The sequence below is a fragment of the Amycolatopsis roodepoortensis genome (assembly GCF_024628825.1).
Taxonomy (GTDB): domain Bacteria; phylum Actinomycetota; class Actinomycetes; order Mycobacteriales; family Pseudonocardiaceae; genus Amycolatopsis; species Amycolatopsis roodepoortensis.
In genome coordinates this window covers 5,754,936-5,780,768 of record NZ_CP102415.1, presented here as the reverse complement: position 1 = coordinate 5,780,768, position 25,833 = coordinate 5,754,936, and the positions used below count along the sequence as shown (strand labels likewise).

Here is a 25,833-nt window from a genome sequence, read left to right as displayed (position 1 = left end):
GCATTGGCGCCCTATGACCGCTCCATACGCGCTCTGGCAACACAAAGCGGCAGGCGTTCTACTGGCGTTCGCCAATATCTGCGCGACAGGAAGCCCCTGCCCCGCAATCCCTCCAGTCCACACATGAACATTCCTCTTAGAGTCAATTTCACCATTTTCATTGGCAAAAATTGACCGCACACTAATGACTAGCCAGCAAATCGCCAACGACAGAACATGAAGGGACTCAATAGACAATGATTGCGCTCTTTCCGAAAACACGACGCTGCAGCATGGGCATTTTCGTCTCCGCTCGCAGCCAGCCGCTTCTCGCGTCGCCTGCAACTGGAACGAGAATGACCACTTGCCGCGGGCAGAGAGGCTGACCCATGACATCGGTCTCGAAGCTCACAAAAAGGAAGCAGGTCACCGGGGCTGCAAGAATCCGCGTGCGTTCGAAGCTGAGGGAAGAGTACGAACGCGGTTCCAGCATCCGAGCTTTGGTCGAGCTGACTGGCCGCTCGTACGGCTTCATTCACCGACTCTTGCTTGAGTCCGGTGTGCAGCTGCGTGGGCGAGGCGGCCGGCCTTTCACCGGCTCGCCCAGGCGCCGCAGCAATCGTCAGATCGGCGCCAAATAGATGCGACGAGCAGTGTTGCGCGGTTACCGCTGGGGTCGTGCCAGCGTGGAGTCTGATCGCGACGATGATCCCGTAGACCGAGTGGCAGCCCAGTTCGCGTGTTCACGTGGGCATGTGTTCACCGTGCGCTTCGCGGCGGATGCGGTCCTTCCATCGCATTGGAGCTGCCGACAGCATGGGCTCGAGGACTGCGCCCGATTCCGGTCATCCACCGACGACTCGACCGGGGCTCTGGAGACGAAGCCGCCTCGGACACACCTGGCAAAACTGCACGAACGGCGCACCGTAGCCGAACTGGAGGCGCTGCTCGCCGAAGCGCTTTCGGCGATCGAACGGCAGGGAGGTCCGCGGCCTGGCTGCGTCTACCTCGGAGACAGGACGTACTCGTTCAGCTTCAGCAGTTGACCGCGTTCACCCAGCCGGACATCTGAGGAACCCGACCTGCTGAACACGTGCCGGCTGATGAGCCCAGTGGCGTCGCATCGCTTCCCTGGTCAGGGTGAGCGACGCAGTGTCCCCGCCTCATTGGCGTCTCATGGGCGCTCTGGATTGCGTCGATCATTCGGCATTGACTGAGGCGTGGTGTGCGGCGGAAGGCACCTCACGCCCCTCGACCTTCCGCCGCACACCACACCCACTTCCCGTTTAGCGAAACGCGTGTGCTGTGCGCGCTCGCGGCGAAAGGATCCGGCACTCGCGATGTACGACATGGAGGCAAACGGGCAGATCATCGCCGACCAGGAGAAGCCCACCATGGCCGCTGCTGCGCCGACGGCCCATCTGATCAGCATCGAGCACACCTTCGAAACCGCGCACCGGCTACCGCACTTGAACGGCAAGTGCACCAGCCTGCACGGACATTCCTGGCGGGTCACCGTATCCGTCTGCGCTCCCGCTCTGAGTAGCGACGGCACTGTCGTGGAGTTCGGCGCCCTTAAAGCCGGAGTTCGGCAATGGATCGACACCCACCTTGATCACGGAACCATGCTCGGGATCCGGGATCCGCTCGCTATGCACCTTGCTACTGCGGGTTCCAAAGTCTTCCGCTTCGGCGCGAACAACCGTGAGGCGGTCGGCAGTGAGGAAGTGCTGGCTGCCGACTTGCCCTGGCCGACTGTCGAAGCAGTGGCGGTGTTGCTGCGGCGAGCGAGCCAGGCCGTACTCGTCGGGTTGCCTTGTGCTCCCGAAGCCTCGGTCGGCCGGGTGTTCGTACGTGAAACGCACCTCAACGCGGCGAGCTACGGACCGGCGGACGTCCTGTGAAGCCACCCGCTGTGTCCGATGTAGCCCGCGACCTCGTGGTCAACGAAACCTTCGGCCCCACCTTTCAAGGTGAGGGTCCCAGCACTGGCAGGTACGCGCACTTCATCCGCCTCTTCGGCTGTCACTTGTCCTGCGCGTGGTGCGACACCCCCCAAACCCATGACCCAGCCCGGTACGATCTCGCCGCCGAGCAGCGAGTTCTCTCGATCGACGACATCCTGTCCTGGCTTGCCTCTACTCCCGCCGAGCTGCTGGTGATCACGGGCGGCGAGCCGTTGCTACAGCCGCGTGTCCTGGAGCTGCTGGTGCACGAGATTCGGGAGCGCGCGCTCGCCGCCGATATCGAGATCGAAACCTCCGGCACCATCTCGCCCACGGACTTCCTCACCTCGGCAGTGACACGGTTCAACGTCTCACCGAAGCTCGCGCATTCGGGGCTGCGCCGCCATCAACGCGTCCGCCCAGCAGTGCTGCGTCACTTCGCCGGCACCGGGAAAGCCATCTGGAAGTTCGTCGTCCAAGAGGCCAACGACTTGGACGAGGTCCAAGAGCTAGTCGGGACCTACGACCTCAAGCCGGTCTGGATCATGCCGGAGGGCACCGACAGCGCCACTGTGCTGGCACGGACGCGACTGCTGGCCGAGCCAGTGCTGTCCCGCCGGTGGCACCTATCTACCCGACTTCACACCCTGCTATGGGAGAACGATCGTGGCCACTGATACCGAGTTCACTGATCCACGCCTATTCAACGGTCACAAAGGGAACGGCCCGACGGTATCCGTCAGCAACGAAGCATCTGAAGGGCTCAGATGGCGCAGCGACCTGATCTCACGTTCGCACTCTCGGCTGCGCACAACGCCATGGATCTCGCCGTGGAGCATGTGCTTCGCCACCCTCCACGTCAGATCCGCTACAAGGGTGACCGCGATCCTGTTTCGGACGTCGACGAGACGGTCGAGCGCCTGATACACCAGTGCTTGGCAGGCGCGGGCGGCGCCGACGTTGGGTTTCTTGGCGAGGAGACGGGCCCAGTCGGAAACCGTGACACCTACTGGGTTCTCGATCCCATCGACGGCACGATCAACCACCAGCACGGCAACCCACTCTGCGCGATCGCACTCGGTCTGGTACACAACGAGCAACCAGTACTAGGAGTCACCGCACTGCCCTTTCTCGGGCACCGATACTCGGCAACGGAAGGCGGCGGCGCCTTCCGTGACGACGAGCCGATCACAACATCGAATACCGACAGGCTCAACAAAGCCTTGATTGGCTTCAGTGACTATGGCAGTGGTACTGACACGGGCTTGCGTGACGTCCTGTGCGCGTCCCTGGACCACTCCCTTACCGCACGCGCACAGGGACTTCGCCGCTATGGATCCTCCGCGCTCGACCTGGTCTGGGTCGCCGACGGAACCCTCGACGCCTGCATTCTGCTCGGCAACCGGACCTGGGACACCGCAGGCGGCGCTGTCATCGCCCGTGAGGCCGGAGCACGGGTTCTCGACTCGGACGCCAGCCCACACTCCGTGCGTTCCCGCTGCGTCGTAGCGGTCAGCCCAGGACTCTCCGAGGAAGTGCTACCCCTGCTACACCCCTTGCGCGGCAGCCGATTCTGGCCCGGCAGCGATCAGGCCGACCACGGCAGCCTTGCGTGCACAGCAGCGGAAGACAGCTCTGGACCTACGAACGAAACGCCAAGACCCAGCCCGACTGTCACATAGGGACCGCTGCCGCCGGACGCAAACGCGGGTGACGTTCTTCCAAACATTTTTCGATGAACGCCGAGGTAATCGCTTTGCTGCAAGCCACATCAATACCCTCTGCACTGCTCGCTGAATTGCGCATTTTCCATCAGCGAAGCCCGGGCATGCTGGACGACGATCTGCCCGGACTACGGATGCGCCGACTATCTGGTGGCCGCAGGAATCGCTCCTTCGCCTGGGACGGCCCAGGTGACGAGATCTGCCTCAAGCTGTACGCATCCGGCGATCATGATCGCGCCGTCCGTGAGTATCGGGCGCTGGTCCATCTCGCTGATTCGGGAATCAGGGCGGTACCACAGCCGCTGTGGCACGACCCAGACCCGGAACTCCCCGCTGTGGCTACGACGATGCTGCCTGGCCTGGCGGTGCCTGGACTTGACGAGCCGGTCAGCGCACTGCGCGCCATGGTCGCTGTCCTCTCCGATGTGCGCAGAGTCCCGGCCGGACCGTTCGCCGACACCCCACGAGCCGGCGCGGCGAGGGACATCGTGCACCGGCTCATGGGCACATGGTCCGGTCAGCTCGATGATCACCTCGACGATCCGGACACCTACGACATGCGCGCGATCCTCGACGCCTGGAGTGAGTGCGGCGCCGTGACGACGCTTCTCGACCCGGCACCCAGGATCTTCTCCCGAGGCGACTCCAACTTGTCGAACTGGCTCTGGGACGGATCCACCGCCCGAGTGGCCGGCTGGGAGTTCGCCGGATACAGCGAAGCCGCCTACGACGCCGCGGACATCATCGAGCACCCCAGTGCCCGCGCAATCGACGACGCCCGGTGGATCTCCCTGTTACCCGACCTCCGCGTCAGTGACGAGGACAGCCGCCGACGGTTCCTTGCCGCCCAGCGCACCGTTGCACTCCACTGGCTCAGCCGCCTGTGGCAGCGCCGCGTCGCACGAGCCGAAGAGTTCGAAGCCCAACGCACACGAGTACGGAACCTTCTGGACCACGACTTCCTGTGAGGAAGAACGTTGACCAAGGACCTTCACCTCGTGGGAAGCCCGCCTAGGCAACGCCTCGATTATCCGAGCGCGTGCAGGTCCTTCGAGCCTGTGCACCCGCGCCGGACACAGCCTGGAACAACCGCTATCCACAACTGGACGAGTGCCTGATGACCCATAGCAACCGGAACGGCGATGAACCCGGCCCTGCCCGTCGGCCTCGTGACTGTCCTGCTGTTAGCTGGCGCGGTGCTCGCCTTGCGCACCCGCGCCCGCCAACGGCGTCGGCGCTGGAACTCCCGCCCAGACTCGGTAGCGGGTATTACCGCACGCATCGCGGCCGAGCATCAGCAACCTCGCCCGGCCTGGCCCGCGTCCGACCGCGACCTCCGGCGAACCACCGCGAATCACGAGCAGCAGACCCTCCAGCTGCCCCGCATTCTTACGCCTCAGACACGACGAAGGCCCAGTCCGAGGACGCGCTAGTAACGCCTCACGCACCGCATTCTGTCCCCGCCCGCGGCCAGGCGGTGGGCTAGGTGAGCCTTCCTCCGCCGCGCGTAGACCACTCCGGACGCGGGCCGCCACACGCACGTAGCGACTCCTCACTGCACAGTTCAGCCCCTTCATCGACTAGAAAGACAGCTCCTTGCACAGAAAGACTTTGTCGTTCGCAGCCGCCGTAGCGGTGAGCATCGCCACCGCGTTGACTGCCCCCGTGACGACGGCCGTCGCCGACACTCCACCCCCGCGGGTCGAGCCGATGCTGATCGGTGGTCACCCGGCCGCGAGCGCGCCGCCGGGGATCGCCTCGCTGCAGTACGACGCACCCGAACACGGTGAGAAGTACGTCGACTACCACACCTGTGGCGGCGGCCTGGTGTTCCGTGGCTGGCTGTTCACCGCCGCGCACTGCGTCACGGATCCGCCCGCGGGACCTGCGGCTCGATCGACGGCAAGTCAGTGGTTCAACACTGATGACGCGCCGATTCCGACCGCGGACAAGCGATTCCACGTCCGGGTCGGCAGCCTCGACCGGCTCTCCGGCGGCGAGACCGCGACCGTCAGCAAGATCGTGGTACACCCCGGCTGGCAGTGGGGACAGGGCGCGCCAAAGAAGAAGGTCGTCGACGCCGCGATGCTCAAGCTCGACCATCTGCTCCAGCAGCCGACCGTGCAACTCACCCGCGACACCGCCCGACGTGGTGACAAAGTCACCTTGTACGGGTGGGGCGTGACCGAACCTGACAGCACCCGCTCCGGCCTGCCGAGGCGCCTGCAGAAGCTCGACACTCGTGTCACCGCGCCGTCGCGCTGCGCTGCAGCGTTCATCTCCGCCGGAGAGATCTGCACCGACAATCCCAGCGGCACCGACGGCAGCTGCTTCGGAGACTCCGGAACACCTGCCCTGGCCACCATCGACGGAGTACCCCAGCTCGTCGGAAACGCCAGTCGTTCCGCCGACCCCCAATTCTGCGGCGTCACACCCGACGTCTTCACCAGTTCCCCGGAGCTGCGGGACTGGATCTATCACGTCGCCCGCACCGGCAACGCCACCTAGCCACCGATCTCGGGGTGCCGCCTCCTCTCGAAAGGGGGCGGCACACCCCACCTTCCAGGACATCGGCGTTGATGAACGTCTCAACCAGAACACCACCCGACGGACAGGGACGGAGATGGGTTACCGGACTGCGCGCGCCGTCTCGTCACGATGTCGCCGAGACTCACGTCCGCCGTTAGGGCTGAGCGTCCGCTACCAGGCTGGCGCCACCTTGCGCGACCTCGCGGTTGTATACCACTTGTCCGTCCGGGCCGTGCGCGCCTTCCTGGTCGCGGACGGAGTCCAGATCCGTCGTCCTGGCCGCAGAGTCCGAACCTCATCGGTGTCCGCCACTGCGGCAGCGGACCGGCATCCCGTACGAGCGGGAACAGCGATGCTGGCGACCGTGCACCCGTTGCACACGCCCGGCCGCGTTTCAGAGCCGCAGCTCGGCGTGGACGCGCTGTTCTGGCCACCCTGCGACCTCGACTTACCGCACGAGCCGGGCGCCGGCCAGCTCGTCACGGCAGCTACTCCAGGCCAGCCATGTATCGGCGTCACTTCCCCGTATGTCGTGCATCAGGTCAGCGAGAAGCCGATACCGACCAAGTCCGGGGAGTACACCGCGGTCCTGACTCGATGCGCACGCATCGGCCTCGTCGACGCTCCCCTGCCGCCGAACGCGCAACTCTGCGCCGATTGCCACCGTGAACCGACCACCCCGTGAGGGACAACCGTGCCGAACTCGCTCCCGTACGACCTAGCGAACGACGAAGACGCCGAGCACTACATCCGCGAAGCCTTCACCCCATCTCACCGCGACAGGTGGGAAGCCCTACTCGCCGACGACCGCGTCTCTCAGACCTACCGCGTACTCAAAACTATTGAAGCCCAGGCGAGCCACACGGCCACATGCCGCCGCGACCAGATCAAGCTCGCCGAGAAGCAACACGACGCCGGGCTCATGACCGCTGCCGAGCACACCAGCCAGTACCGCGAGTTCATCGCCTGGCGTGAACGCGCCAGCCGCTTCAACACCGTCCTGCACCAATACGTCGCCCTGGCCTGCGACCGCGTCCGCCAGGTCCATCGCGACAGCGTCGTGGAGTCCCTACAGCGCTCGCTCCTGGCTCTGGCGGTCGCTGTTGACGACCACCGCCAGGCCCATGCCGGCGAGGAATCACTCGCCGACACCGCACTCTGGGCCCGGCTACAGCTCCTCCCCTGGCCAAACTCAGCAAACGCCAGCTACCGGCTCGCTGACGCGGTCGCCGCCGAACGCGGCCGCCGCGGTGCCGCCCGCCATATCAAAAAGGGACTCATAGAGTTCCAAGGCACACCAGTCTCCGGCGAGACCGTGGACGTCGCCGACCTCCTCCTCGAGATCACCGACCACGCCCAGCCGACCTGCGACCGCACCCGACTCGTCGAACTCTGGCACCAGCGAACCCCGGACCTGCTGCACTCACCCGCCGCACAAGTCGCAGCAACAAAACACAACGGCCGCTACACCACCCACCGGCTCCGCCGGTCGCTCACCTACCTCGAGCTACAAGGACTCATCGCCCGAACGACACACGAGAACAAGCCCGAGATCACGGTCCTCAATCGAGCCGCCCTGATCGCGCTACGCCGCCAATGGGACAAAGAGCACTTCCCACTCGACGACGCCGACTTCTAAGGATCGGAGACCCGCTCTAGCGCTTACCTCGTCGCACACTTGCAATAGTGGCGGCAGCTGCAAGTCGGCACGCGAGCGCAGCAAAAGACCCGGCAGCGAGGGGGAGAGGCTGCCGGGCCACTACCTAGGTCGCCGATGGCTCGGCGGGCGTTACCGCGTTCCGTGGCCTTCCCGCACCTCGCAGAAGACCGCACTCACCGCGATGTAACCCGCCGCTGGACCCCGATGACACGACTCCGGCCCACCCGAAGCTGGTCAACGAGCTGGTGGAGGCCGCCGACGAACGCCAGCTCACCATGACCATCGCCCGCCACGGCCGCGTCGACCTGCTCTGCACCGACAAGTTCGGCTCCATGAAACTCGACCGCCCGCGGCGCCGAACTGCTCTTCCAAGTCCTCACCGAACGCGAGGAGACCAACTCCATCGCCATCGCCTCCAACCAGCCCTTCTCCGGCTGGACCCGCACCTTCACCGACCCACGTCTCTGCGCCGCGATCATCGACCGACTCACCTTTGCCGGCAACATCCTCGAGACTGACACCACCTCCTACCGACTCGCCTGCGCCCGGTCGGCGACTGCGCACTGAGCCGACACTGTCGGTGGGAGCTGATTAGCTAGCCGAATGTTCAGTTGATTGACTAACTCGAACAATTCGACCATCAGGATCTCTCACTTCAAATACCCCCCCTTGAAGTATTAGTTCTGATCCCTCAAGCCCAAGCCTCGATATCATGGACGAGAAGTCATCGACCACAACATTTATTGAGACCAAATCAGCGTCAATAGGCGTATCGTCAGGAGTCTCAAACATCAATAGCCGAGAATTTATCTCGGCCATACCAGCAGAAACTGGTATATCTCGCCCAATAAGCCGAGCATAGAAACTGGCAGTCTTTGCAAGGTTTCTCGCGGCAAGAAGTGCCTCAACGCGCTGCCTCGAAATCCCACTTCCGGCAACGGAAGATTCCGAGCTCGTCGAACTCGAGGCAGCCTTGTTGCTTACAGCATCGGACGCTTTTGAAGTGACTGACTTCTCCCGCAAGGCGTCCGATGTCCTATTCGTGGCGCTTGTCGACCTTAGCGGGGTGTCAATCAGAGCAGTCTGCCCGTCGTCGAGCCTGAGTTTCGTACGCAGAACTTCTTCGCTAAGAAGTACAAATTCGCCAACATGATAATAACGCCCGTCAGGAAATTCCCCGCCGGCGACCTTGCGCAATACAAGAGCTTCCCTGATCTCGCGACTTAGCGTCCTCGGCCGCTTGGTCGGCCAGGATGATGCCAGGTCGCTTTGCGTCACGCAACGAGCAGCCATATCACTGAGGTAGCCAGCGTCCTGCACTGTCGACGCTAGGGGCCCGAGCCAATCAGGGCCGTGTAATGCACCAAGGATTCCCGCAGTAAGTGACGCCAATGTATCCGTATCTGCTTTACTCAAGTAAGCTGCGGAAAGCAGAGCTTCATGCGGACGCGCAGCAAATCGGCTTGCAAGGTACACAGCTCCGGCAGCGCTGACTGTTCCAGCTCCACCGATATCCTTATCTGTGCATCCGATTTTCTCCAACGTTGACTCAGGGTCACTCATAGCACCCTGCCCAAGAGAGTCTGAGACTATACCAAGGAGTTGCTCCATCTCTTCATTTGCTTCTCGCCAGGTCGATGCAAAATGATCGATTTCACTTGCAGATCCCCACCCTTCAGGAAGAAGCGGAACAATATTCGCGACATCGACCAATCCGACAGCGGCAGCGTGAACGTTTGCCCCGAATCCGTGAGTCCCTGTCGAAGAAAGACAGCTTCTCAATACGAATGCGTAACTTAGCGCTCCCACAAGCGCCCTTGGGTGCCCGTGTGTCGCTATCCCGTCGAGAAACACACGGCGAATGAGCTCATCCGGACTGCCCGCGAACAGTACATGAGGCGAGATACGCATAGCTACGCCGTTAGCGCCCGCGTTACGATATCGGGTAGCGACCCTTGGCGCCTGCGCTGAACCTTGGCCTCTCCACGGCGGCCGTCGTTCAGCCCAAGAAGACGCAGCAGTTAGCACTGCCCCACCGCCACCGCGCTGATAGAAAGGCCATGCCGGGAGTTCGACTTCCGTGAGGCGCGTCCACCACGCTTCGCCTGCCAGGCAACACCTGGCCGTTGCAAGAAGCAACTGCGTGTCATCGCTATACTCACCAGCTCGTACCGGGTCACGGTAGCGCCGAGCGTATTGCCCGGCATGGCGGGTCCAGTCGCGAAATTCGAGGCGTGGCACTGCTCGATCGCGTTCCTTTTGCCCGCCGATCAGGTTGCCGCGGATCTCCTGAGGCCAGCCCAACGCGTCACCCACGGCCGCCCCCAGGAACATTCCCTGTGCAGCACGCGAAGTATCTTCATTTGTAGTCATGGTGTCGCCTTGGGTCGTGCTGATGGGTACCAAGCTGTCTCAGAGAAATACCGACTGAATCGGACAGCAGAGGTTATGCTTTCCGGACTAAACATACCTGGCGAAACAATCCAGCCCACGTGGCCGGGAGGTAGTTGCCCAAACCGTTCCAAACGTCCGTATTCCTCGGCAGCCGCAGCTTCTGTCGGAAAGACGATCGCACGGATCGCCGAGATCAGAACAGGAGCGACTACAAGTACTTCAGCTTGTACGTCAGTGGGGCTCGCCGGGTCGTGACTCGGGCCACGCGAACGAGTGAAGCCTCCCTGCCCAGGAACCGACTTCGCATAGCAGGCCCGCAAGCCCTGAACGCCAGCAACAGCCATCCCTCCGGCAGCAGCGGCATTACGAGGGCAGAACAAAGTCCCTTCGACTGCTGCGACCGACTTGTCCAGCAGCAGGCAGACCCAGTCAGGATAGTTAACGATATCGTGCTTCTGTCGTGCAATTTTGAAGTAGAAGCCATTTGGATACTGAAGACTGCAGCAAACTTTATCGGGATAGCCGTCCAAGCGTTGACGATCCGTGGTCCGATAACAAGCTCTAACATCTTCGCCAAGATCTTTGACGCTACGCAAACGACCATCGCTCACGATATTGGGCAGGTTCATGGCGGGCGTGAAATGCGTTAACCGTGTTACCGGGTGCGTTAACATCTCAGCCGCGACCGCGTCGTCATACTTGATCATCAGTGCGCCACCTGATAGAGACCAGAATCAGCAGGCGGAAGCAGTGAAGTTAGCTGGCCAGTATAGGAGATAACAAGTTCCGCTCGCGCGCGAGTGACGCCAACATAAAGAAGCCGACTCTCGCGACTGGCAGCCTCGTCGTAACCGAAAGCAGCGACAGCATCACTGTCTGGGCAGCGGTCAGCTCCACAGAATGGAAGAAATACCACGTCGAACTCAAGCCCTTTGGCAGAATGATAGGTTCCGGCATAGATACCGGAGTCAATCTCCCAGCGGCGCATGTCGTCGTGCAGCATCCGAACCCCAGACAAGCCTTGAACGGCCTTTCTGGCTTCGTTCCGAGTGCGGGCCAGCACGCCAACCCGGCTCGTTCGCCCAACACGCGCGGCAGTGCTCGATACCGCCTTCACCTCGTCTTCCCGAGTAGCATACCTGCTCAGGGTAGGCTTCGCCCCTGCTGCGCGTTGCGGTGCACGAGGCTCGACTAGGTCCGCAGAATCGGCGAAGTGGGGCATCTTAGCCATCGCGATCGCTAGCCGAGCGATTTCAGGACTATTACGATAGTTGTCCAGGAAAACCTCGGCCTTGACTACTTTCAAGCCGCACGAACGCCAGGAGATCCGCTGCCCATAGATCTGCTGGGCATAATCTGCAAACAGAGTCAGGCTGCCGTCCTCAGGGATTGCCTCTGCCAGTGATCGTATCGCCTCAGGAAAAAGATCCTGAGCCTCATCCACAACAATATGCTTGTATCGACGTGAATTAGCATCAGTCGCCAATGATTCACGCACCGACGCAGGAAGGGAAGCCCAGTCGTACCTATACCCTCCCCCTTTTCGGGATGCAAGGTAGTTATCGCGGATTACCCAGACTGCCCGTCGTTGAGCAGGCTGCAGCGCAGCCATACGGCCGACTCGGTCCGCATCAAGATACGCCTCGACTGTTTTTAGTCCGTTACCATCGATCCACTCGAGCTCGTCCAGGAAGAAGTCGTTTGATCGGTCAAAGAACTTGTTAGGCTTGTAAACTGCTGCGGTTGATTTTATGGCTTGAGCAACGTGAAATCGTCGCTGATCAGGCCCCGCAATCTGGTTGTAACCCATCTTGTTCTGCGAGGCAAGGTAGCCGCGGGCGAACTTCCCGTAGGTCTCGATAGTGACCCCAGGAAGTTTGTCTCCGAGATGACGCAGATACGTCACCAGCGAGTTGTTGTAAGTCAGCAGGAGGGTTGGCCCTGAGTTCCGGGTGCGGTTGTCAGCCAGATGAGCCGCGCGATGGATGGCCATCACAGTCTTGCCGGTACCAGCGGTGCCGAGGACAACTTGGTGGCCCTCGCCAGCCAGGTAGACGACGTCACGCTGGCGGCCCTGGGGTATGGGTAGGCCCATTAAGTGTCTCCCTGTAGATCACCGGCGGATGGGAGTTGCCACGCGCGTGGCACCGCCGAGAGACCATGGACTCTACCTGAGTGCCTCGAAGGTCCCAATGTTGTTTCCCTGGCCGCTGACGGCTACCCAGGCACACCACACTCAGATCGAGGTTGGCGGAGCGTCCTGCCCGGGCGGGCACCTACGCGCGCCAGTTCAGAGCGTCACCACCAGCCGCAGGTCTACCCAGGCATCGACATCGGCACACCAGAGCAAACGGAGACGAAACGGAGCCCAATCGCCGTCCTCGTCGAGGCAAACATGGCACATAGAACCTACATCCCCGCAGGTCATCGGGGATGTAGGTGTGGTGGGCCGCCTGGGGCTCGAACCCAGAACCTACGGATTAAAAGTCCGCAGCTCTACCAATTGAGCTAACGGCCCGTGCGGCCGAGTCTAGTAGACCGCCGTCGACCACCAGGATGGCGGGGCGGCCGCCGGAGCGCGACCGAATTGTCGGGGGTCTCTGCCAAGGTCGGGGGCATGGACACGATCCCTGACGAGAACTATGCGCCGAACTGGGAAGGCGACCGTCCGGAGCCTCCGCGTGTGGCGAGTGAGCGTGAGATCCTGACGTCGACCCTCGACTGGCATCGCCGCACCTTCGAGCTCAAGTGCCAGGGGCTGACACCGCAGCAGATGGCCCTGCGGTCGGTGGAGCCGTCGAGCATGTCGCTGCACGGGCTGCTCAGGCACCTCACGGGCGTCGAGCGCTGGTGGTTCCGCCTGCAGTTCGCGGGTGAGGACGTGCCGCTGCTCTACTACTCCGACGAGTGGCCCGAGCAGGACTTCGAGGACACCGGCGGTGACGTCGAGGCCGCGTGGGCGGCGTGGCACCAGGAGTGCGCGCGGTCGCGCGAGATCGTGGCGGCCGCGTCGCTCGACGACACGGGCAAGAGCCGCCGCGACGGCGAGCCGTTCTCACTGCGGTGGCTGCTGACCCATCACATCGCGGAGTACGCGCGCCACGCCGGGCACGCCGACCTGCTGCGCGAGCGCATCGATGGGAGGACAGGCCACTGAAACCTTGAAGTGCGATGCTGGGCCGATGAACGCCGATCCCGATTCCGGCCTCCTGTCCCCGGTCCGCGCCGGCACGCCCGCCGAGGCGGCGACGGGTGATCTCGCCTGGGTGCGGGCCCTGTTGGACACGGAGGCGGCGCTCGCCAGGGCCCAGGCCGCCACCGGGCTGATCCCACGGGCAGCCGCGGAGGCGATCACCGAGGCCGCCGCGTCGGCCGAGATCGACGTGGTCGCGTTGGCGAGGGCGGCTCGTGAGACGGCGAACCCGGTCGTGGGGCTGATCAAGGAGTTGACCGAGGCCGCCGGAACGGAGTACGTCCATCGCGGCTCCACCAGCCAGGACATCTTCGACACCGCGATGATGCTGGTCGCCGCGCGGACGCGGGCGCTCCTGGTCGCGGATCTCGAGGCGACGGCGGACGCGCTGGCGAACCTCGCCCGCGCGCATCGCGACACGCTCATGGCCGGGCGCACCCTCACCGCCCACGCGGTCCCGACCACGTTCGGGCTCAAGGCGGCGGGCTGGCGTCAGTTGACGCTCGACGCGCTCGACCGGCTGAACCGTGTCGTTCTCCCGGTCTCGCTCGGTGGCGCGGCGGGCACGAGGGCCGCGTACGCCGAGTACGCGCGCTTCGCCGACTTGCCCGATGGCTATCCGCAGCGGCTCCAGACGGCCTTCGCCGAGGAGACCGGTCTCGCCGAGACCACGCTCCCTTGGCACACCCTCCGCACCCCGACGGCGGACCTCGCGGCCGCACTCGCGTTCACGGCCGCCGCGCTCGGGAAGATCGCGGTCGACGTCCAGTTCCTGACGCGCACCGAGGTCGGGGAGGTCACCGAGCCGGCGGGTGAGGGCCGTGGCGGTTCTTCGGCGATGCCGCACAAGCGCAATCCGGTGCTCGCGACGCTGATCCGGTCGGCCGCGCTCCAGGTCCCGGTGCTGGCCACGGGCGTCACCCAGGCCGTGCTCTCCGAGGACGAACGGTCCGCGGGCGCGTGGCACGCCGAGTGGCAGCTGCTGCGCGAATGCCTGCGCCTGACCGGCGGCGCCGCGCATACGGCGGCCGAGCTCGCCCGCGGCCTGGTGGTGCACGACGAGCGCATGCGCGAGAACCTCGGCCTCACGCACGGCCAGATCGTCTCCGAGCGACTGTCGGCCGTGCTCGCCCCGCTGCTCGGCAAGACACGGGCCAAGGAGGCGCTGGGACGCGCGGCCAAGCTCGCGCTGGAGCAGGACAAGCCGCTCGGCGAGGTACTTTCCGATCTGCCGGAGATAACCGGAGTCCTCCCCGCGGATTCCCTCGCCGAGCTGCTGGATCCGGCGAACTACACCGGGTCGGCCGGGGTGCTCGTCGACGCCGCGCTGGACGCCCGCGAAGAAAATCCGAAAACTCCTTGAACCGGTCCCGCACCGGCTCCGTGTAGGGGGTACGAGCTCACCGCGCCAAGCCGCGGAACCCCTACGAACAAGGAGAAATCCCATGCTTCGCAAGCGTTTCGTCGTCGCAGCGGCGTCCGCGGCCGTGGGCCTGGTTGCGTTGTCGGCCTGCTCGGGCGGCACCGAGACGGCGGCGCCCGCCGTCGCTCCCGCCGCCGCGGTGGCCGGGGCGGGAGGGAACGCCCCCGCGGCCAAGGGCGAGACCAAGGTGGCCGTCGCCGACGCCGGCGACCTCGGCCAGGTGCTCGTCGACAAGGACGGGTTCACGTTGTACCGCTTCGACAAGGACAGCGCGAAGCCGCCGAAGTCCAATTGCGACGGTGACTGCGCGAAGACCTGGCCGCCCGTGCTGGCCGAGGGCGACGTCCAGATCGAAGGCGTGGATCAGGCGCTGGTCGGCGAAGTGACCCGCGCCGACGGTCGCAAGCAGGTCACCGTCGGCGGCTGGGCGCTTTACCGCTACGCCAAGGACGCCAAGGCGGGCGAGACCAAGGGGCAGGGCGTCGGCGGCACTTGGTACGCCGCGAACGCCAAGGGCGGCAAGGGCGGCAAGGCCGGCCAGGCCGCGAAGGAGGAGGCTCCGGCCGAACAGAAGGACGGCGCCACGAAGCTGGTCGCGAGCAACGTCGACGGCATCGGACCGGCCATTGTGGACCAGGAGGGTTTCACCCTCTACATGTTCACCAAGGACAAGAAGAACAAGCAGCCGACCTGCAACGGTGACTGCGCGAAGACCTGGCCGCCGGTACTCGCCGAGGGCGACGTCCAGCTCGAAGGCATCGACCAGAAGCTGCTCGGCACGGTGAAGCGCGCGGACGGCACCACGCAGGTCACCGTCGGCGGGTGGGCCGTTTACCGCTACGCCAAGGACGCGAACGCCGGCGAGGCGAACGGGCACGGCGTCGGCGGCACCTGGTTCGTCATCGAGCCCGCGGGCTGCAAGAGCACCGCGCCGGTCAAGAACAAGGCCGCCCAGAGCGGGAACGCCGCCCCCAAGAAGGAGGAAGGCGCTCCCGCCCAGGACTACGGCTACTGAGACCTAGTGGGCCAGGCCCGGCGGTCGCTCGTCACGAGCGACGGTCGGGCCTTTCTCATGCTTCGGCCGTCGCGAGGCGTCCGGAAGGGGCTCGACGACGGTGGCGCTGTCGGCCCGGTCCGTCACCACGGTCTCGTCTTCGTCCTCCGGCAGCAGCACCTTGTGCCGCGCGGGCAGGAACGCGATCAGCAGCCCGAGGGCGGCGAGGCCGAGGTGCAGCCAGTTGTCGGTGGAGTTGAGGTTGAACGGGTTCCCCGCCTCTGACACCGGATTCGTCGAAACGGTGCCGGCGATCATCAGACCCCAGACGAACAGCGCCCCGAAGGCGACGAACGTCAGGAGACCGAAGACCCGGGACCGCCCCGAGCCGAAGGTCAGCAGCAGACCGATCGCGCCCAGCAGGACGAACCCGAGGTTGTAAAGGGGATTCACCGAGAATCCGAGCACCGTCGCGTCGCTGCGGCCGGCGAAATCGGCGAACCCGGTCCTGGTGAAGCCCACTATCCCGAACACCAGGAAGGCCAGGCTCGACAGCCCGGCGAGAACCTGCGCGGGCTGGACGCCCGCGGTCCGGATTCGAGCGCGTTGTGCACGTGCCATTGCTCCGCCTCCCAGAGTTGGCGACCTGAATTCAGGCTTGGCAGCCGGATACCCAGGGGCCCTCGCGGGCAAACCGAGGCGGCCGAACGGCCTAGCCGTGAACACGATCGGGTGATCCGGTCAACAGGTCGTGTGGGCAAGGTGAGCGGAGTCTTTCTCCTGGTGGGGTTGTGCCTGGGAGCCATCCTCGCGATGGCGCTGATTCCGCGGTCGCGTCCCGGCCCGGCGGCGGTCGCGGCCGCGGCCTCGAACGACGCGGTGATCTCCCTCGAAGCCGAACCGGAACCGGTGGAATCCCCACCCCCGTCCTCCTCCTCGGCGGCGCCGGGCCCGCCGCCGAAGTCCGTGGACATCGAGGCGCTCGCGAGCCTCGTCCCAGGTGGACAGGTGAGCGTGGTCGTCTACGACCGCGTCGCCAAGAAGACCACGGTCTCCCTCAAGTCGGAGCGCGCTTACACCTCGGCTTCGCTGGTGAAGCTCCTCATCGCGCTGGATGCGCTTCAAGCGGGCACACCGGCGAGCACCGTGCAGCGGATGCTCTCGGTCAGCGACGACGACATCGCCAGCAGGCTGTGGACAGCCCTCGGCGGACCGGCCATCGTCACCCGATGGGCCGCCAAGATCGGCCTCGGCGGCACGCGTCCGCCCGAGGACCCCGGCCGCTGGGGCGACACCCGGATCACCGCCGCGGACGTCGCGAAGATCTACCGCTATCTGCTGGACAGGGCGGGCGCGGGGACACGGACGACGATCATGCGGGCGTTGAGCGGCGCGACGGAGAGCGGTTCCGACGGTGTCCGGCAGTACTTCGGCATCCCCGACGCCGTCGGTTCCCTTCGCTGGTCGATCAAGCAGGGCTGGGCGTGCTGCCGCGGCTCCCGGATCCTGCACAGCTCCGGCACCGTCGGCGAAAACGATCGCCACATCGTCGTCGTCCTGACCTCCCAACCGGTGTCGACCACCTACACCGGCGCCGGCGAACACGTGTCCGAGGTGGTGAGAGGGCTCCTCCCAGCTATTGACGACCTGTAAACAAGGTGGGACAGTGGCCGCACGCCGCTCTTCCGGGAGGTCGTCATGAGCACCGAAGCCCGCCTGCCCGCCGTGACCCCGCTCGGCCCGGATTCCGTCGCCTGGCGAGTGGTCGGCGACCGGAGACTCCTGCTCGGCGCGGGGACGGCGTTGCTGCTGCAGGTCGCGCACCCGGTGGTCGGCGCCGGTGTCCACGACCATTCGAACTACACCGAAGACCCGTGGGGCCGGCTCGACCGGACCATCGATTCCTTGCTGTGCCAGGTTTTCGGCGGCCGCGAGGCGGTCGCCGAGGCCGAGCGGCTCCGTGAGCTGCACAAGGCGATCAAGGGCGTCGACCATCACGGCGAGCGCTATCACGCGCTGAACCCCGAGGCCTACTGGTGGGTGCACGGATCGACGTTCTGGACGACGGTCCGCATGCGGGAAGTGTTCATACATCCCTTGTCCCACGCCGAAAAGCGCCGCTTCTATGCGGAATGGCGGCGCCTCGGCCTGCTACTCGGCCTTCGCGAGCACCACATGCCCGAGGACCTCGAAGGATTCGAGGCCTATTTCGACGACGTCGTCGCGAACCGGCTCGAGGACAACCACACCGTCCGGGAACTGCTCCACTCGATCACCATGCGGGACACACCACCACCGCCGTGGTGGTTCCTGCCGGAGGCCTTGTGGCGTCCCGTCCGGCCGGCGGGCGGGAACGTGCTGACCCTGTGCGCGATCGGCTTGCTCCCCGCGGCGCTGCGCGACCGCTTGAGTCTCAAGTGGACAGACGCGGACGAGCGCCGGCTCCGGCGCCTCGGCGCGGTCACGAGCGCGGCCGGAAAACGCGTTCCCGACCGGCTTCGGTTGTACCCCAAGGCTTATCGCGCCAAGCGCGGGTAGCTACTCGACGACGTCGACCAGCGCGCCCTTGGCACCGGTGTTCGGCAGCGGCCACGGTTTGACCCCGCCATTGGTGACGATCTTCTTGTCCTGCGGCGGGGACGGCGGCAAGGTCCGCGCGCCGATCCACGCCAGCACGTCGGGGATCTGCGTCTTGAAGGTGTTCATGTTGTGGCCGGCGTCCGGGATCCGCCACGACGAGAGCGTCGCCGGCGCGCGGACGGCCGCCTGGAGCTGATCGAGCGAGGAACTCTCGAAGCCTTCCTTGTCCCCCGCGATCGCCAGGATGTCCACCGGCGACGGATGCTTCTGCAGGTTCAGCGTGACCTTGTTGGCGTCGATGATGTCCTGCCTGCCCTTGAACAGGTTCTCCGTCTCCGCGTCCACCGAAGCTTCCGTGTAGCCGCTGACACTCGCGGCCTGGCCGTACCACTGCGGGTGCCGGGTCACGAGGTTCATCGCGCAGTACCCGCCCGAGGACCAGCCCGCCATCGTCCACGCCTTCCGCTGCGGGTTGGCGCCGAGTTTCTCGATCGCCCAGTCGCGGATGTCGGCGGTCAGGTAGGTGTCGTTGGCCGACCCGCCGACCTCGTCGACACACTGGGTGTCGTGGCCGATCTTCGGTTTCCCGGTCGGGTCCGGGATGATCACCACCGACGGCGGGAGCACGTTCTTCGCGATGGCCGCGTCGAGTTGCGCGGGCAGGCCGTACGGGCCGGTGACCACTTCGGGCCCGGACGGATAGTTCGGGATCCATTCGATGACAGGGTACTTGAAGCCCTGGTACGCGGAACCGTAGTACTGGGGCGGGAAATACACCGAGACGTCACGCGTCAGGCCGGTGCGCTTGCCGGTCACCGTCATGTACACGACGGAACCCTTGCCCTCCTTGGCGCGCATCGCCCCGCCGGCGCCCAGTTTGTCCAGGTCCGCGCCGTTCTGCCCGCCGACGGCGTCGACTCCCTGCCCCGAGTACACGCCGGTGCCGAACAGGGCACCGACCGTCGGGAAGAACCCGCCGATCATGTTCCCGCCCATCCCGGTGCTGACCACGATCAGCACCACCGCGAGGAGGATCGTGGCGCTGCGGCCGAAAAGCTTGCGGCGCCAGCGTTCCCAGAAGAACGGTACGGCGATGATCGCGAGCAGCGCCAGCACCACCACGATGACGAGGTTCAGGGTCGAATCCAGCCGGATGGCGCTCAGGCCCAGTCCCATGGCGATCGTCCCTCCCGGCGGCGGCACGCCCCCGCGCCGCACTTCCCACATCCGGATCAAGAGACGTGCGGCCACCGGAAAGTGTTGTCCGGGGTGACACGGGTCACCCCGGACGGACCTCAGCCTTCGAGTGCCGTGCGCAGCACGCCGATCGCCTGCGAGATCGCGGCTTCCGCGGCGTGCGTTCCGCGCAACGTGTTGAGCATGACGAAGTCGTGCACGATGCCCTGGTACCGCACGGCGGTCACCGGAACCCCGGCCTGACGCAGTTTGGCGGCGTACGCCTCGCCCTCGTCGCGCAGGACGTCGGCCTCGGCGGTGATCACCAGCGCGGGCGGCAGGCCCGCGAGCTCGTCGAGGCTCGCGCGCAGCGGCGACGCGGTGATTTCCGCGCGCTGCGCCGGATCGGTCGTGTACTGGTCCCAGAACCACTTCATGCCGTCGAGGGCGAGGAAGTAGCCCTCGGCGAACCTCCGGTAGGACTCGGTGTCGAAGTTCGCGTCGGTGACCGGGTAGAAGAGCACCTGCTGACGGAAGGTGACGTCGCCGCGCTGCTTCGCGAGCAGGGTGAGCGCGGCGGTCATGTTCCCGCCGACGGAGTCTCCGGCGATCGCGATCTTCGTGCCGTCGAGACCGTTTTCGGCGCCGTGCTCGGCGACCCACTTCGCCACGGCGTAGTTCTGCTCGATGGCGACCGGGTAGCGCGCCTCGGGCGAGCGGTCGTATTCGGGGAAGACGACGGCCGCGCCCGCGCCGACCGCGAGCTCGCGAACCAGGCGCTCGTGGGTGTGGAAGTTCCCGAAGACCCAGCCGGCGCCGTGGATGTAGACGATCACGGGCAGCGGCCCGGTCACGCCCTGGGGCCGGACGATGCGGACCTCGACGCCGTCCACGTGCGTGGTCTCGACGTCCGCGGCGGGCAGTTCGACGTCGCCGCCCTGGACCTCGTCGACGGCCTTGCGTCCTTCCTCCGGCGGCAACTGGAAGAGGAACGGCGGGTTGGCGGTGGCCTCGACGAAGGCCTGCGCGGCCGGTTCGAGGGCCAGGTCGTGCGGGTTGGCGGTCATTTCTGCCTCCTGGGTTCCGAAGTCGATGCAACAAAGGTAGCTCACAACTCAGTTGTGCACAACTAAAATGCACCCAAGGAGATTTGGCTCACTCGACTGGCGATCTGCGGCATGATCGACGCACCATGGGGGACGAGGAGGACCGATGCCGACGGACAACACCGGATCGCTGTGCCTGGACGATCAGCTGTGCTTCGGGCTCTACGCGGCATCGCGGGCCGTGACCGCGCTCTATCGCGTGGTGCTCGACGATCTGGGCCTGACCTATCCGCAGTACCTGGTGATGCTCGCGCTCTGGGAAGAGGACGAGCGGCTGGTCAAGGAGCTCGGCACCGTGCTGAACCTCGACTCCGGCACGCTGTCGCCGCTGCTCAAGCGGCTGGAGAAGTCCGGGTTGATCGAGCGTGTCCGGCAGGCCGACGACGAGCGGTCCGTCCGGATCAGCCTGACCGGGGACGGCGCCCGGCTCCGGGAACGCGCGAGCGGGATCCCGAAGATCATCGGCGACGCGATGGGCCTCGACGCGGCCGGGCTCGCCCGCACCCGCGCGGAGCTCGATCGCTTGACCGAATCCGTGAACGCCTACCGCGAGGCCTACGTCCCGGCCGGTTAGCATGGGATTTCCGGCGCGGACAAAGGGATGACGATGATCGATCACGACGCGGCGCTCAAGGCCGTCGAGAACAGCTTGGACCGGCCGTCCGCGGCCCGCGTCTACGACTACTTCATCGGCGGCGACACCCACTACGCCATCGATCGCGAATTCGCCGAGAAGGTGCGCGAGCGCCTGCCGCTCATGGGCGACTACTGCAAGACCAGCAGGCAGTTCCTCGGCCGGGCCGTGCGGCACTGCGCGGAGCTGGGCATCAAGCAGTTCGTCGACATCGGTTCCGGCCTGCCGACCGCCGGCAACGTGCACGAGGTCGCCGACGAGGCGCGGCCACAGGAGGACACGCACGTCCTCTACATCGACAACGAGCCGATCGCGCTCGCGCATTCGACGCTGCTGCTCGCCGACACCGCCGACCCGGATCGCCACCACGCGATCGCCGCGGACCTGTTCGACCCCCAGGACCTGTGGGACCGGGTGATGGACTCCGGCATCATCGACGTCCGGGAGCCGGTCGCGCTGGTGGTCAACGCGGTCATGCACTTCATCAAGGACGAGCAGGACCCCGACGGGCTGCTGGACTTCTACCGCGACCGGCTCGCCCCGGGTTCGCTGCTGGTGCTTTCGCAGATGACCAACGAGAACCCGGCCAACGACGAGGAACGGCAGGCACTGCTCGACATCCTCGAGTACTACGAGACCACGACCAACCCCGGTTTCCTGCGGACGATGGACGAGTTCCGGCGGTTCTTCGGCGGCTGGCCGCTGCTGGAGCCGGGCCTGGTCTACGCGCCGGCATGGCACCCGGACGAGAAGACGATCTTCGCCGCGGCCCCTTCGGAGTCCCGCGTCATCGGGGGTATCGCCCGCAAGCCGTAGCTTTCCCGTGAAGGCCCCCTTCCCTCGGCTCAGCCGAGGGAAGGGGGCCTTCACGCGCTTTGTGACGCGCGTCGCCTTGCCGTGCAACTAGGTGCATATGAAACTAGGTGCATGGCATTGGAGCACGCGATCCTGGTCTCACTGTCCGAGCGGTCCGGCTCGGGCTACGAGCTGACGCGGCGCTTCGAGAAATCCATCGGGCTGTGGTGGAACGCCACCCACCAGCAGATCTACCGCGTCCTCAAGCGGATGGAGGACGCGGGCTGGGTCGCCGTCGACCACGTCGCGCAGTCCGGGAAACCCGACAAGAAGGTCTACACCGTCGGTGACGCGGGGCGAGCCGAACTCACCCGCTGGCTCGCCGAACCCGACCCGTCGGCCACCGCCAGGGAGCTCGCCGTGAAGATCCGCGGCGCCACCCTCGGCGATCCGGCCGCCGTCGCCGCCGAGGTCACCCGGCATCGCGACGCGCACGCGGCACGCCTCGACGCCTACCTGCGGATCGAGAAGCACGACTTCCCCGATCCCAGCGTCCTCAGTGGACAGTCGTTGCATCAGTTCCTCGTGCTGCGCGGAGGAATCCGAACCGAACAGGGCCACGTCGAGTGGCTCGAGGAAGTCCTCCAGGCATTCCACCACGATGCGTAAGGACCAGCGATGAGCCCGTACCCGAACCTGCTGTCCCCGCTCGATCTCGGCTTCACCACCCTGCGCAACAGGGTGATCATGGGTTCGATGCACACCGGCCTCGAAGACAAGGAAGCGCATTTCCCGCAACTGGCCGAGTACTACGCCGAACGCGCCCGCGGTGGCGTCGGGCTGATCGTCACCGGCGGCTTCGCGCCGAACCGGACCGGCTGGCTCCTGCCGCTGGCGTCGAAACTCTCGACACGTGCGGAAGCCAAGGCGCACCGGCGACTCACCGATCCCGTGCACGAGGCGGGCGGCAAGATCGCGCTGCAGATCCTGCACGCGGGCCGGTACTCCTATCACCCGCTGAGCGTCTCCGCGTCAAGCATCAAGGCGCCGATCAACCCCTTCAAGCCTCGGGCCCTTTCCGGGTACGGCGTGCTGCGCCAGATCCGCGCGTTCGCCGATTGTGCCTTCCTGGCCAAGGAAGCGGGTTACGACGGCGTCGAGATCATGGGGTCGGAGGGCTACTTCATCAACCAGTTCCTCGCCGAGCGGACGAACAAGCGGACCGACCAATGGGGCGGCAGCGCGGAGAACCGGCGGCGGATCGCCGTCGAGATCGTGCGCCGCACGCGGGAAGCGGTCGGCGAGGACTTCATCATCGTCTATCGACTGTCCATGTTGGACCTCGTCGAAGGCGGGCAGCGCTGGGAAGACGTCGTCGCGCTGGCCAAGGAGGTCGAAGAGGCGGGCGCGACGATCATCAACACCGGTATCGGCTGGCACGAGGCGAGAGTGCCGACGATCGTGACGTCCGTGCCGCGCGCAGCGTTCACCTGGGTGACCGGGAAACTCAAACCGCACGTCGGGATCCCGGTGGTCACGTCGAACCGGATCAACATGCCCGAGGTCGCCGAGGAGGCGCTGGCGAGCGGTGACGCGGACCTGGTGTCGATGGCGCGGCCGTTCCTCGCCGACCCGGAATGGATCCGCAAGACCGAAAGCGGGCGCGAGGACGAGATCAACACCTGCATCGCCTGCAACCAGGCCTGTCTCGACCACGCGTTCAAGCGCAAACTGGTGTCCTGCATGGTGAATCCGCGCGCGGGCCACGAGACGGCGCTGACGCTTTCGCCCACGCGGAAGACCAAACGCGTCGCCGTCGTCGGCGCGGGCCCCGCCGGGCTCGCGGCCGCGACCGGCCTCGCCGAACGTGGGCACGCGGTCGAACTGTTCGAGGCCGACGACGAGATCGGCGGCCAGTTCGGGATCGCGCGGAAGATCCCGGGCAAGGAGGAGTTCGCGGAGACCATCCGCTACTACACGCGGCGGCTGGAGGTCACCGGCGTCAAGGTGCGCCTCGGTACCCGCGTGGCCGCCACCGACCTGGTCGACGCCGGGTTCGACGAGGTTGTGCTGGCCACCGGCGTGACGCCGCGGGTGCCGTCGCTCCCCGGGATCGACCATCCCAAGGTTCTGTCCTATGTGGACGTCGTCCGGCACGGGAAACCGGTGGGCGGCAAGGTCGCCGTGATCGGCGCGGGCGGGATCGGCGTGGACGTCAGCGAGTTCCTGACGCACACCACCTCCCCCGCGCTCGATCTGGACGCGTGGATGGCCGAATGGGGCGTCACCGATCCCGAGCACGCGGCAGGCGGGCTGACCGAGCGGAAGGTCGAGCCGTCACCGCGGCAGGTGTTCCTGCTGCAGCGCAAGAAGTCCGGGATCGGCGCGGGGCTGGGAAAGACCAGCGGCTGGGTGCACCGCGCCGCGCTGAAGGCCAAGCGCGTCGAGCAGCTCACCGGGGTCACCTACGACCGGATCGACGACGACGGCCTGCACATCACCGTCGGTGACAAGCCGCGCGTGCTCGATGTGGACAACGTCGTCGTCTGCGCGGGACAGGAGCCGGTGCGCGACCTCGTGGACGACCTGCGCGCGGCCGGACTACCGGTGCACCTGATCGGCGGCGCCGACGTCGCGGCCGAACTGGACGCCAAGCGGGCCATCGACCAGGGAACCCGCCTGGCCGCCGTTCTCTGACGAGTGGCCCCGTAGATGGCAGGATGAGCCTTGTGCGGGACGTATGCGTGATCGGGCTCGGGTTGATCGGTGGTTCGCTGCTGCGCGCGGCGCATTCGATCGGCCGCACCACGTTCGGGGCGACGACCTCCGAAGCTGACGCGGACGCCGCCAGCAGAGCCGGTTTCGACGTGACGACGCAGGTCGAAGCCGCGCTGGGCAAGGCGGCGGAGCGGGACGCGATGATCGTGCTCGCGGTGCCGCTGCCCGCGGTCGAGGAGGTACTCCGCACCGTTTCGCGGGTCGCCGGGCACTGCGTGCTCACCGACGTGACCAGCGTGAAGGGCCCGGTGCTCGACTCGGTCCGCCGTCGCGCGCCGTACGCGAAGTTCGTCGGCGGGCATCCGATGGCCGGGACGGCGAACTCCGGCTGGAAGGCGAGCGACCCGGCGCTGTTCGGCGGCGCCGCCTGGGTGCTGGGTGTCGAGCACGACACCGATCTGACCGCGTGGGCGGAGGTCGCCCGGCTGGTGCTGGACGTCGGCGCGCATGTCGTACCGCTGCCGGCGGACTCGCACGACGAGACGGTCGCGCGGATCTCGCATCTGCCGCATATCTTCGCGGCCATCCTGGCCACGATCGGCGCGCAGGGCGGGCCGCTGGCGATGGCGCTGGCCGCCGGGTCCTACACGGACGGCACGCGGGTGGCCGGGTCGAGCCCGGCGCTGGTGCGGGCGATGACCGAGGGCAACCGGGACGCGCTGCTGCCGATCGTCGACGAGGCACTCGGACGGCTGGGCGCGGCGCGGGGTTCGCTGGCGTCGACGGGTGGCCTCGCGGTCACGGTCAACTCCGGTCACGAAGGGGCGCAAGCGTTCGCGGCCGCCAAGGACGCGGAACGCGCGGGGGTCCGGGTCAGCCTCAGCGCGCCGGACGCGCGCGACGGCCTGATCGCGCTCGGCGAGCGCGGCGGCCGGATCACGGCGATCGACGGCGACACCGCGATCGGCGAGGTCTCCTGACG

28 protein-coding genes and 1 tRNA gene are annotated in these 25,833 nt (G+C 65.9%); 20 read left to right on the top strand and 9 right to left on the bottom strand.

The annotated features are described in order from the left end of the window. Nucleotides 1-226: 226 nt before the first annotated feature. Complete coding sequence (locus NQK81_RS27530) at nt 227-514, bottom strand: hypothetical protein (protein WP_257489990.1); 288 nt, start codon at nt 512-514, stop codon at nt 227-229. Here NQK81_RS27530 and NQK81_RS27525 point away from each other — a divergent pair. The 9 genes from NQK81_RS27525 (at nt 429) to NQK81_RS27490 (ending at nt 7,817) form a co-directional block, all read left to right on the top strand. Continuing rightward, nucleotides 429-620, top strand: coding sequence for a helix-turn-helix domain-containing protein (locus tag NQK81_RS27525; RefSeq protein WP_072029188.1), 192 nt, complete (start codon nt 429-431; stop codon nt 618-620). The genes NQK81_RS27530 and NQK81_RS27525 overlap by 86 nt on opposite strands. Beyond that, nucleotides 621-1,025 (top strand): RNA polymerase-binding protein RbpA, encoded by a 405-nt coding sequence (locus NQK81_RS45445; RefSeq protein WP_371878815.1) that lies wholly within the window; start codon nt 621-623, stop codon nt 1,023-1,025. 294 nt (nt 1,026-1,319) lie between these two features. Beyond that, the gene (locus tag NQK81_RS27520; protein ID WP_257483796.1) at nt 1,320-1,883 is read left to right on the top strand and encodes a 6-pyruvoyl trahydropterin synthase family protein; all 564 of its coding nucleotides are present in this window, start codon (nt 1,320-1,322) and stop codon (nt 1,881-1,883) included. Nucleotides 1,884-1,894: 11 nt separating this feature from the next. Continuing rightward, nucleotides 1,895-2,602, top strand: a complete 708-nt coding sequence (locus NQK81_RS27515; protein WP_257483795.1) for a 7-carboxy-7-deazaguanine synthase QueE — start codon at nt 1,895-1,897, stop codon at nt 2,600-2,602. 90 nt (nt 2,603-2,692) lie between these two features. Further along, nucleotides 2,693-3,607, top strand: coding sequence for an inositol monophosphatase family protein (locus NQK81_RS27510; protein WP_257483794.1), 915 nt, complete (start codon nt 2,693-2,695; stop codon nt 3,605-3,607). 53 nt (nt 3,608-3,660) lie between these two features. After that, the gene (locus NQK81_RS27505) at nt 3,661-4,617 is read left to right on the top strand and encodes a phosphotransferase family protein (RefSeq protein ID WP_257483793.1); all 957 of its coding nucleotides are present in this window, start codon (nt 3,661-3,663) and stop codon (nt 4,615-4,617) included. A gap of 697 nt (nt 4,618-5,314) precedes the next feature. Continuing rightward, nucleotides 5,315-6,157 (top strand): S1 family peptidase, encoded by an 843-nt coding sequence (locus NQK81_RS27500; protein ID WP_257483792.1) that lies wholly within the window; start codon nt 5,315-5,317, stop codon nt 6,155-6,157. 373 nt (nt 6,158-6,530) lie between these two features. Then, nucleotides 6,531-6,863 carry a hypothetical protein gene (locus NQK81_RS27495; protein ID WP_257483791.1) on the top strand — a complete coding sequence of 111 codons (333 nt, stop codon included), beginning with the start codon at nt 6,531-6,533 and terminating at the stop codon, nt 6,861-6,863. A 9-nt stretch (nt 6,864-6,872) separates the two neighbouring features. Continuing rightward, nucleotides 6,873-7,817, top strand: a complete 945-nt coding sequence (locus NQK81_RS27490; protein WP_257483790.1) for a hypothetical protein — start codon at nt 6,873-6,875, stop codon at nt 7,815-7,817. 194 nt (nt 7,818-8,011) lie between these two features. Here the strand turns inward: NQK81_RS27490 and NQK81_RS45290 are convergent, their stop codons facing one another. Continuing rightward, complete coding sequence (locus tag NQK81_RS45290) at nt 8,012-8,317, bottom strand: hypothetical protein (protein WP_306855994.1); 306 nt, start codon at nt 8,315-8,317, stop codon at nt 8,012-8,014. Here NQK81_RS45290 and NQK81_RS45285 point away from each other — a divergent pair. Continuing rightward, complete coding sequence (locus NQK81_RS45285) at nt 8,241-8,405, top strand: ATP-binding protein (RefSeq protein WP_306856065.1); 165 nt, start codon at nt 8,241-8,243, stop codon at nt 8,403-8,405. The two genes, NQK81_RS45290 and NQK81_RS45285, sit on opposite strands and share 77 nt — an antisense overlap. A 24-nt stretch (nt 8,406-8,429) precedes the next feature. Here the strand turns inward: NQK81_RS45285 and NQK81_RS45440 are convergent, their stop codons facing one another. The 4 genes from NQK81_RS45440 to NQK81_RS27470 all read right to left on the bottom strand — a co-directional run bounded on the left by NQK81_RS45440 (nt 8,430) and on the right by NQK81_RS27470 (nt 12,750). Then, nucleotides 8,430-10,172, bottom strand: a complete 1,743-nt coding sequence (locus NQK81_RS45440; RefSeq protein WP_371878917.1) for an ADP-ribosylglycohydrolase family protein — start codon at nt 10,170-10,172, stop codon at nt 8,430-8,432. Between the two features lie 35 nt (nt 10,173-10,207). After that, a complete protein-coding gene (locus NQK81_RS27480; RefSeq protein ID WP_257483789.1) occupies nt 10,208-10,939 on the bottom strand; it encodes a DarT ssDNA thymidine ADP-ribosyltransferase family protein in 732 nt (243 codons plus the stop codon). Continuing rightward, complete coding sequence (locus tag NQK81_RS27475; protein ID WP_257483788.1) at nt 10,939-12,327, bottom strand: 3'-5' exonuclease; 1,389 nt, start codon at nt 12,325-12,327, stop codon at nt 10,939-10,941. Before NQK81_RS27475 ends, NQK81_RS27480 begins: the two co-directional genes overlap by 1 nt. 347 nt (nt 12,328-12,674) lie before the next feature. Beyond that, nucleotides 12,675-12,750: transfer RNA gene (locus tag NQK81_RS27470), tRNA-Lys, on the bottom strand. A gap of 99 nt (nt 12,751-12,849) precedes the next feature. On the opposite strand from NQK81_RS27470, the gene NQK81_RS27465 reads away from it, so the two are divergent. The 3 genes from NQK81_RS27465 to NQK81_RS27455 all read left to right on the top strand — a co-directional run bounded on the left by NQK81_RS27465 (nt 12,850) and on the right by NQK81_RS27455 (nt 15,863). Further along, the gene (locus tag NQK81_RS27465) at nt 12,850-13,389 is read left to right on the top strand and encodes a DinB family protein (RefSeq protein WP_257483787.1); all 540 of its coding nucleotides are present in this window, start codon (nt 12,850-12,852) and stop codon (nt 13,387-13,389) included. Nucleotides 13,390-13,414: 25 nt separating this feature from the next. Then, nucleotides 13,415-14,788: a nitrosuccinate lyase gene (locus NQK81_RS27460; RefSeq protein WP_257483786.1), complete on the top strand. Its 1,374-nt coding sequence runs from the start codon at nt 13,415-13,417 to the stop codon at nt 14,786-14,788. Nucleotides 14,789-14,870: 82 nt separating this feature from the next. Beyond that, nucleotides 14,871-15,863, top strand: coding sequence for an SCO0930 family lipoprotein (locus NQK81_RS27455; RefSeq protein WP_257483785.1), 993 nt, complete (start codon nt 14,871-14,873; stop codon nt 15,861-15,863). A gap of 3 nt (nt 15,864-15,866) precedes the next feature. Here the strand turns inward: NQK81_RS27455 and NQK81_RS27450 are convergent, their stop codons facing one another. After that, complete coding sequence (locus NQK81_RS27450; RefSeq protein WP_257483784.1) at nt 15,867-16,463, bottom strand: DUF4383 domain-containing protein; 597 nt, start codon at nt 16,461-16,463, stop codon at nt 15,867-15,869. 132 nt (nt 16,464-16,595) lie between these two features. Between NQK81_RS27450 and NQK81_RS27445 the strand changes: the two genes are divergently transcribed. Together NQK81_RS27445 and NQK81_RS27440 are read left to right on the top strand one after the other, a co-directional pair. Next, nucleotides 16,596-17,495, top strand: a complete 900-nt coding sequence (locus NQK81_RS27445; protein WP_371878814.1) for a serine hydrolase — start codon at nt 16,596-16,598, stop codon at nt 17,493-17,495. Nucleotides 17,496-17,540: 45 nt separating this feature from the next. Next, nucleotides 17,541-18,380 (top strand): oxygenase MpaB family protein, encoded by an 840-nt coding sequence (locus tag NQK81_RS27440; RefSeq protein ID WP_257483782.1) that lies wholly within the window; start codon nt 17,541-17,543, stop codon nt 18,378-18,380. Here the strand turns inward: NQK81_RS27440 and NQK81_RS27435 are convergent, their stop codons facing one another. Continuing rightward, nucleotides 18,381-19,598, bottom strand: coding sequence for an alpha/beta hydrolase (locus NQK81_RS27435; protein ID WP_257483781.1), 1,218 nt, complete (start codon nt 19,596-19,598; stop codon nt 18,381-18,383). A 119-nt stretch (nt 19,599-19,717) separates the two neighbouring features. Continuing rightward, nucleotides 19,718-20,665 carry an alpha/beta hydrolase gene (locus NQK81_RS27430; protein ID WP_126732345.1) on the bottom strand — a complete coding sequence of 316 codons (948 nt, stop codon included), beginning with the start codon at nt 20,663-20,665 and terminating at the stop codon, nt 19,718-19,720. 145 nt (nt 20,666-20,810) lie between these two features. Here NQK81_RS27430 and NQK81_RS27425 point away from each other — a divergent pair, with 145 nt between their 5' ends. The 5 genes from NQK81_RS27425 (at nt 20,811) to NQK81_RS27405 (ending at nt 25,831) form a co-directional block, all read left to right on the top strand. Then, nucleotides 20,811-21,278 (top strand): MarR family winged helix-turn-helix transcriptional regulator, encoded by a 468-nt coding sequence (locus NQK81_RS27425; RefSeq protein WP_257483780.1) that lies wholly within the window; start codon nt 20,811-20,813, stop codon nt 21,276-21,278. Between the two features lie 27 nt (nt 21,279-21,305). Then, nucleotides 21,306-22,154, top strand: coding sequence for an SAM-dependent methyltransferase (locus tag NQK81_RS27420; protein WP_185927055.1), 849 nt, complete (start codon nt 21,306-21,308; stop codon nt 22,152-22,154). Between the two features lie 111 nt (nt 22,155-22,265). Continuing rightward, nucleotides 22,266-22,802 (top strand): PadR family transcriptional regulator, encoded by a 537-nt coding sequence (locus tag NQK81_RS27415; protein WP_257483779.1) that lies wholly within the window; start codon nt 22,266-22,268, stop codon nt 22,800-22,802. Nucleotides 22,803-22,811: 9 nt separating this feature from the next. After that, complete coding sequence (locus NQK81_RS27410) at nt 22,812-24,830, top strand: NADPH-dependent 2,4-dienoyl-CoA reductase (protein ID WP_257483778.1); 2,019 nt, start codon at nt 22,812-22,814, stop codon at nt 24,828-24,830. A 47-nt stretch (nt 24,831-24,877) separates the two neighbouring features. Next, nucleotides 24,878-25,831 (top strand): prephenate dehydrogenase, encoded by a 954-nt coding sequence (locus tag NQK81_RS27405; protein ID WP_257489862.1) that lies wholly within the window; start codon nt 24,878-24,880, stop codon nt 25,829-25,831. The last annotated feature ends 2 nt before the right edge of the window (nt 25,832-25,833 follow it).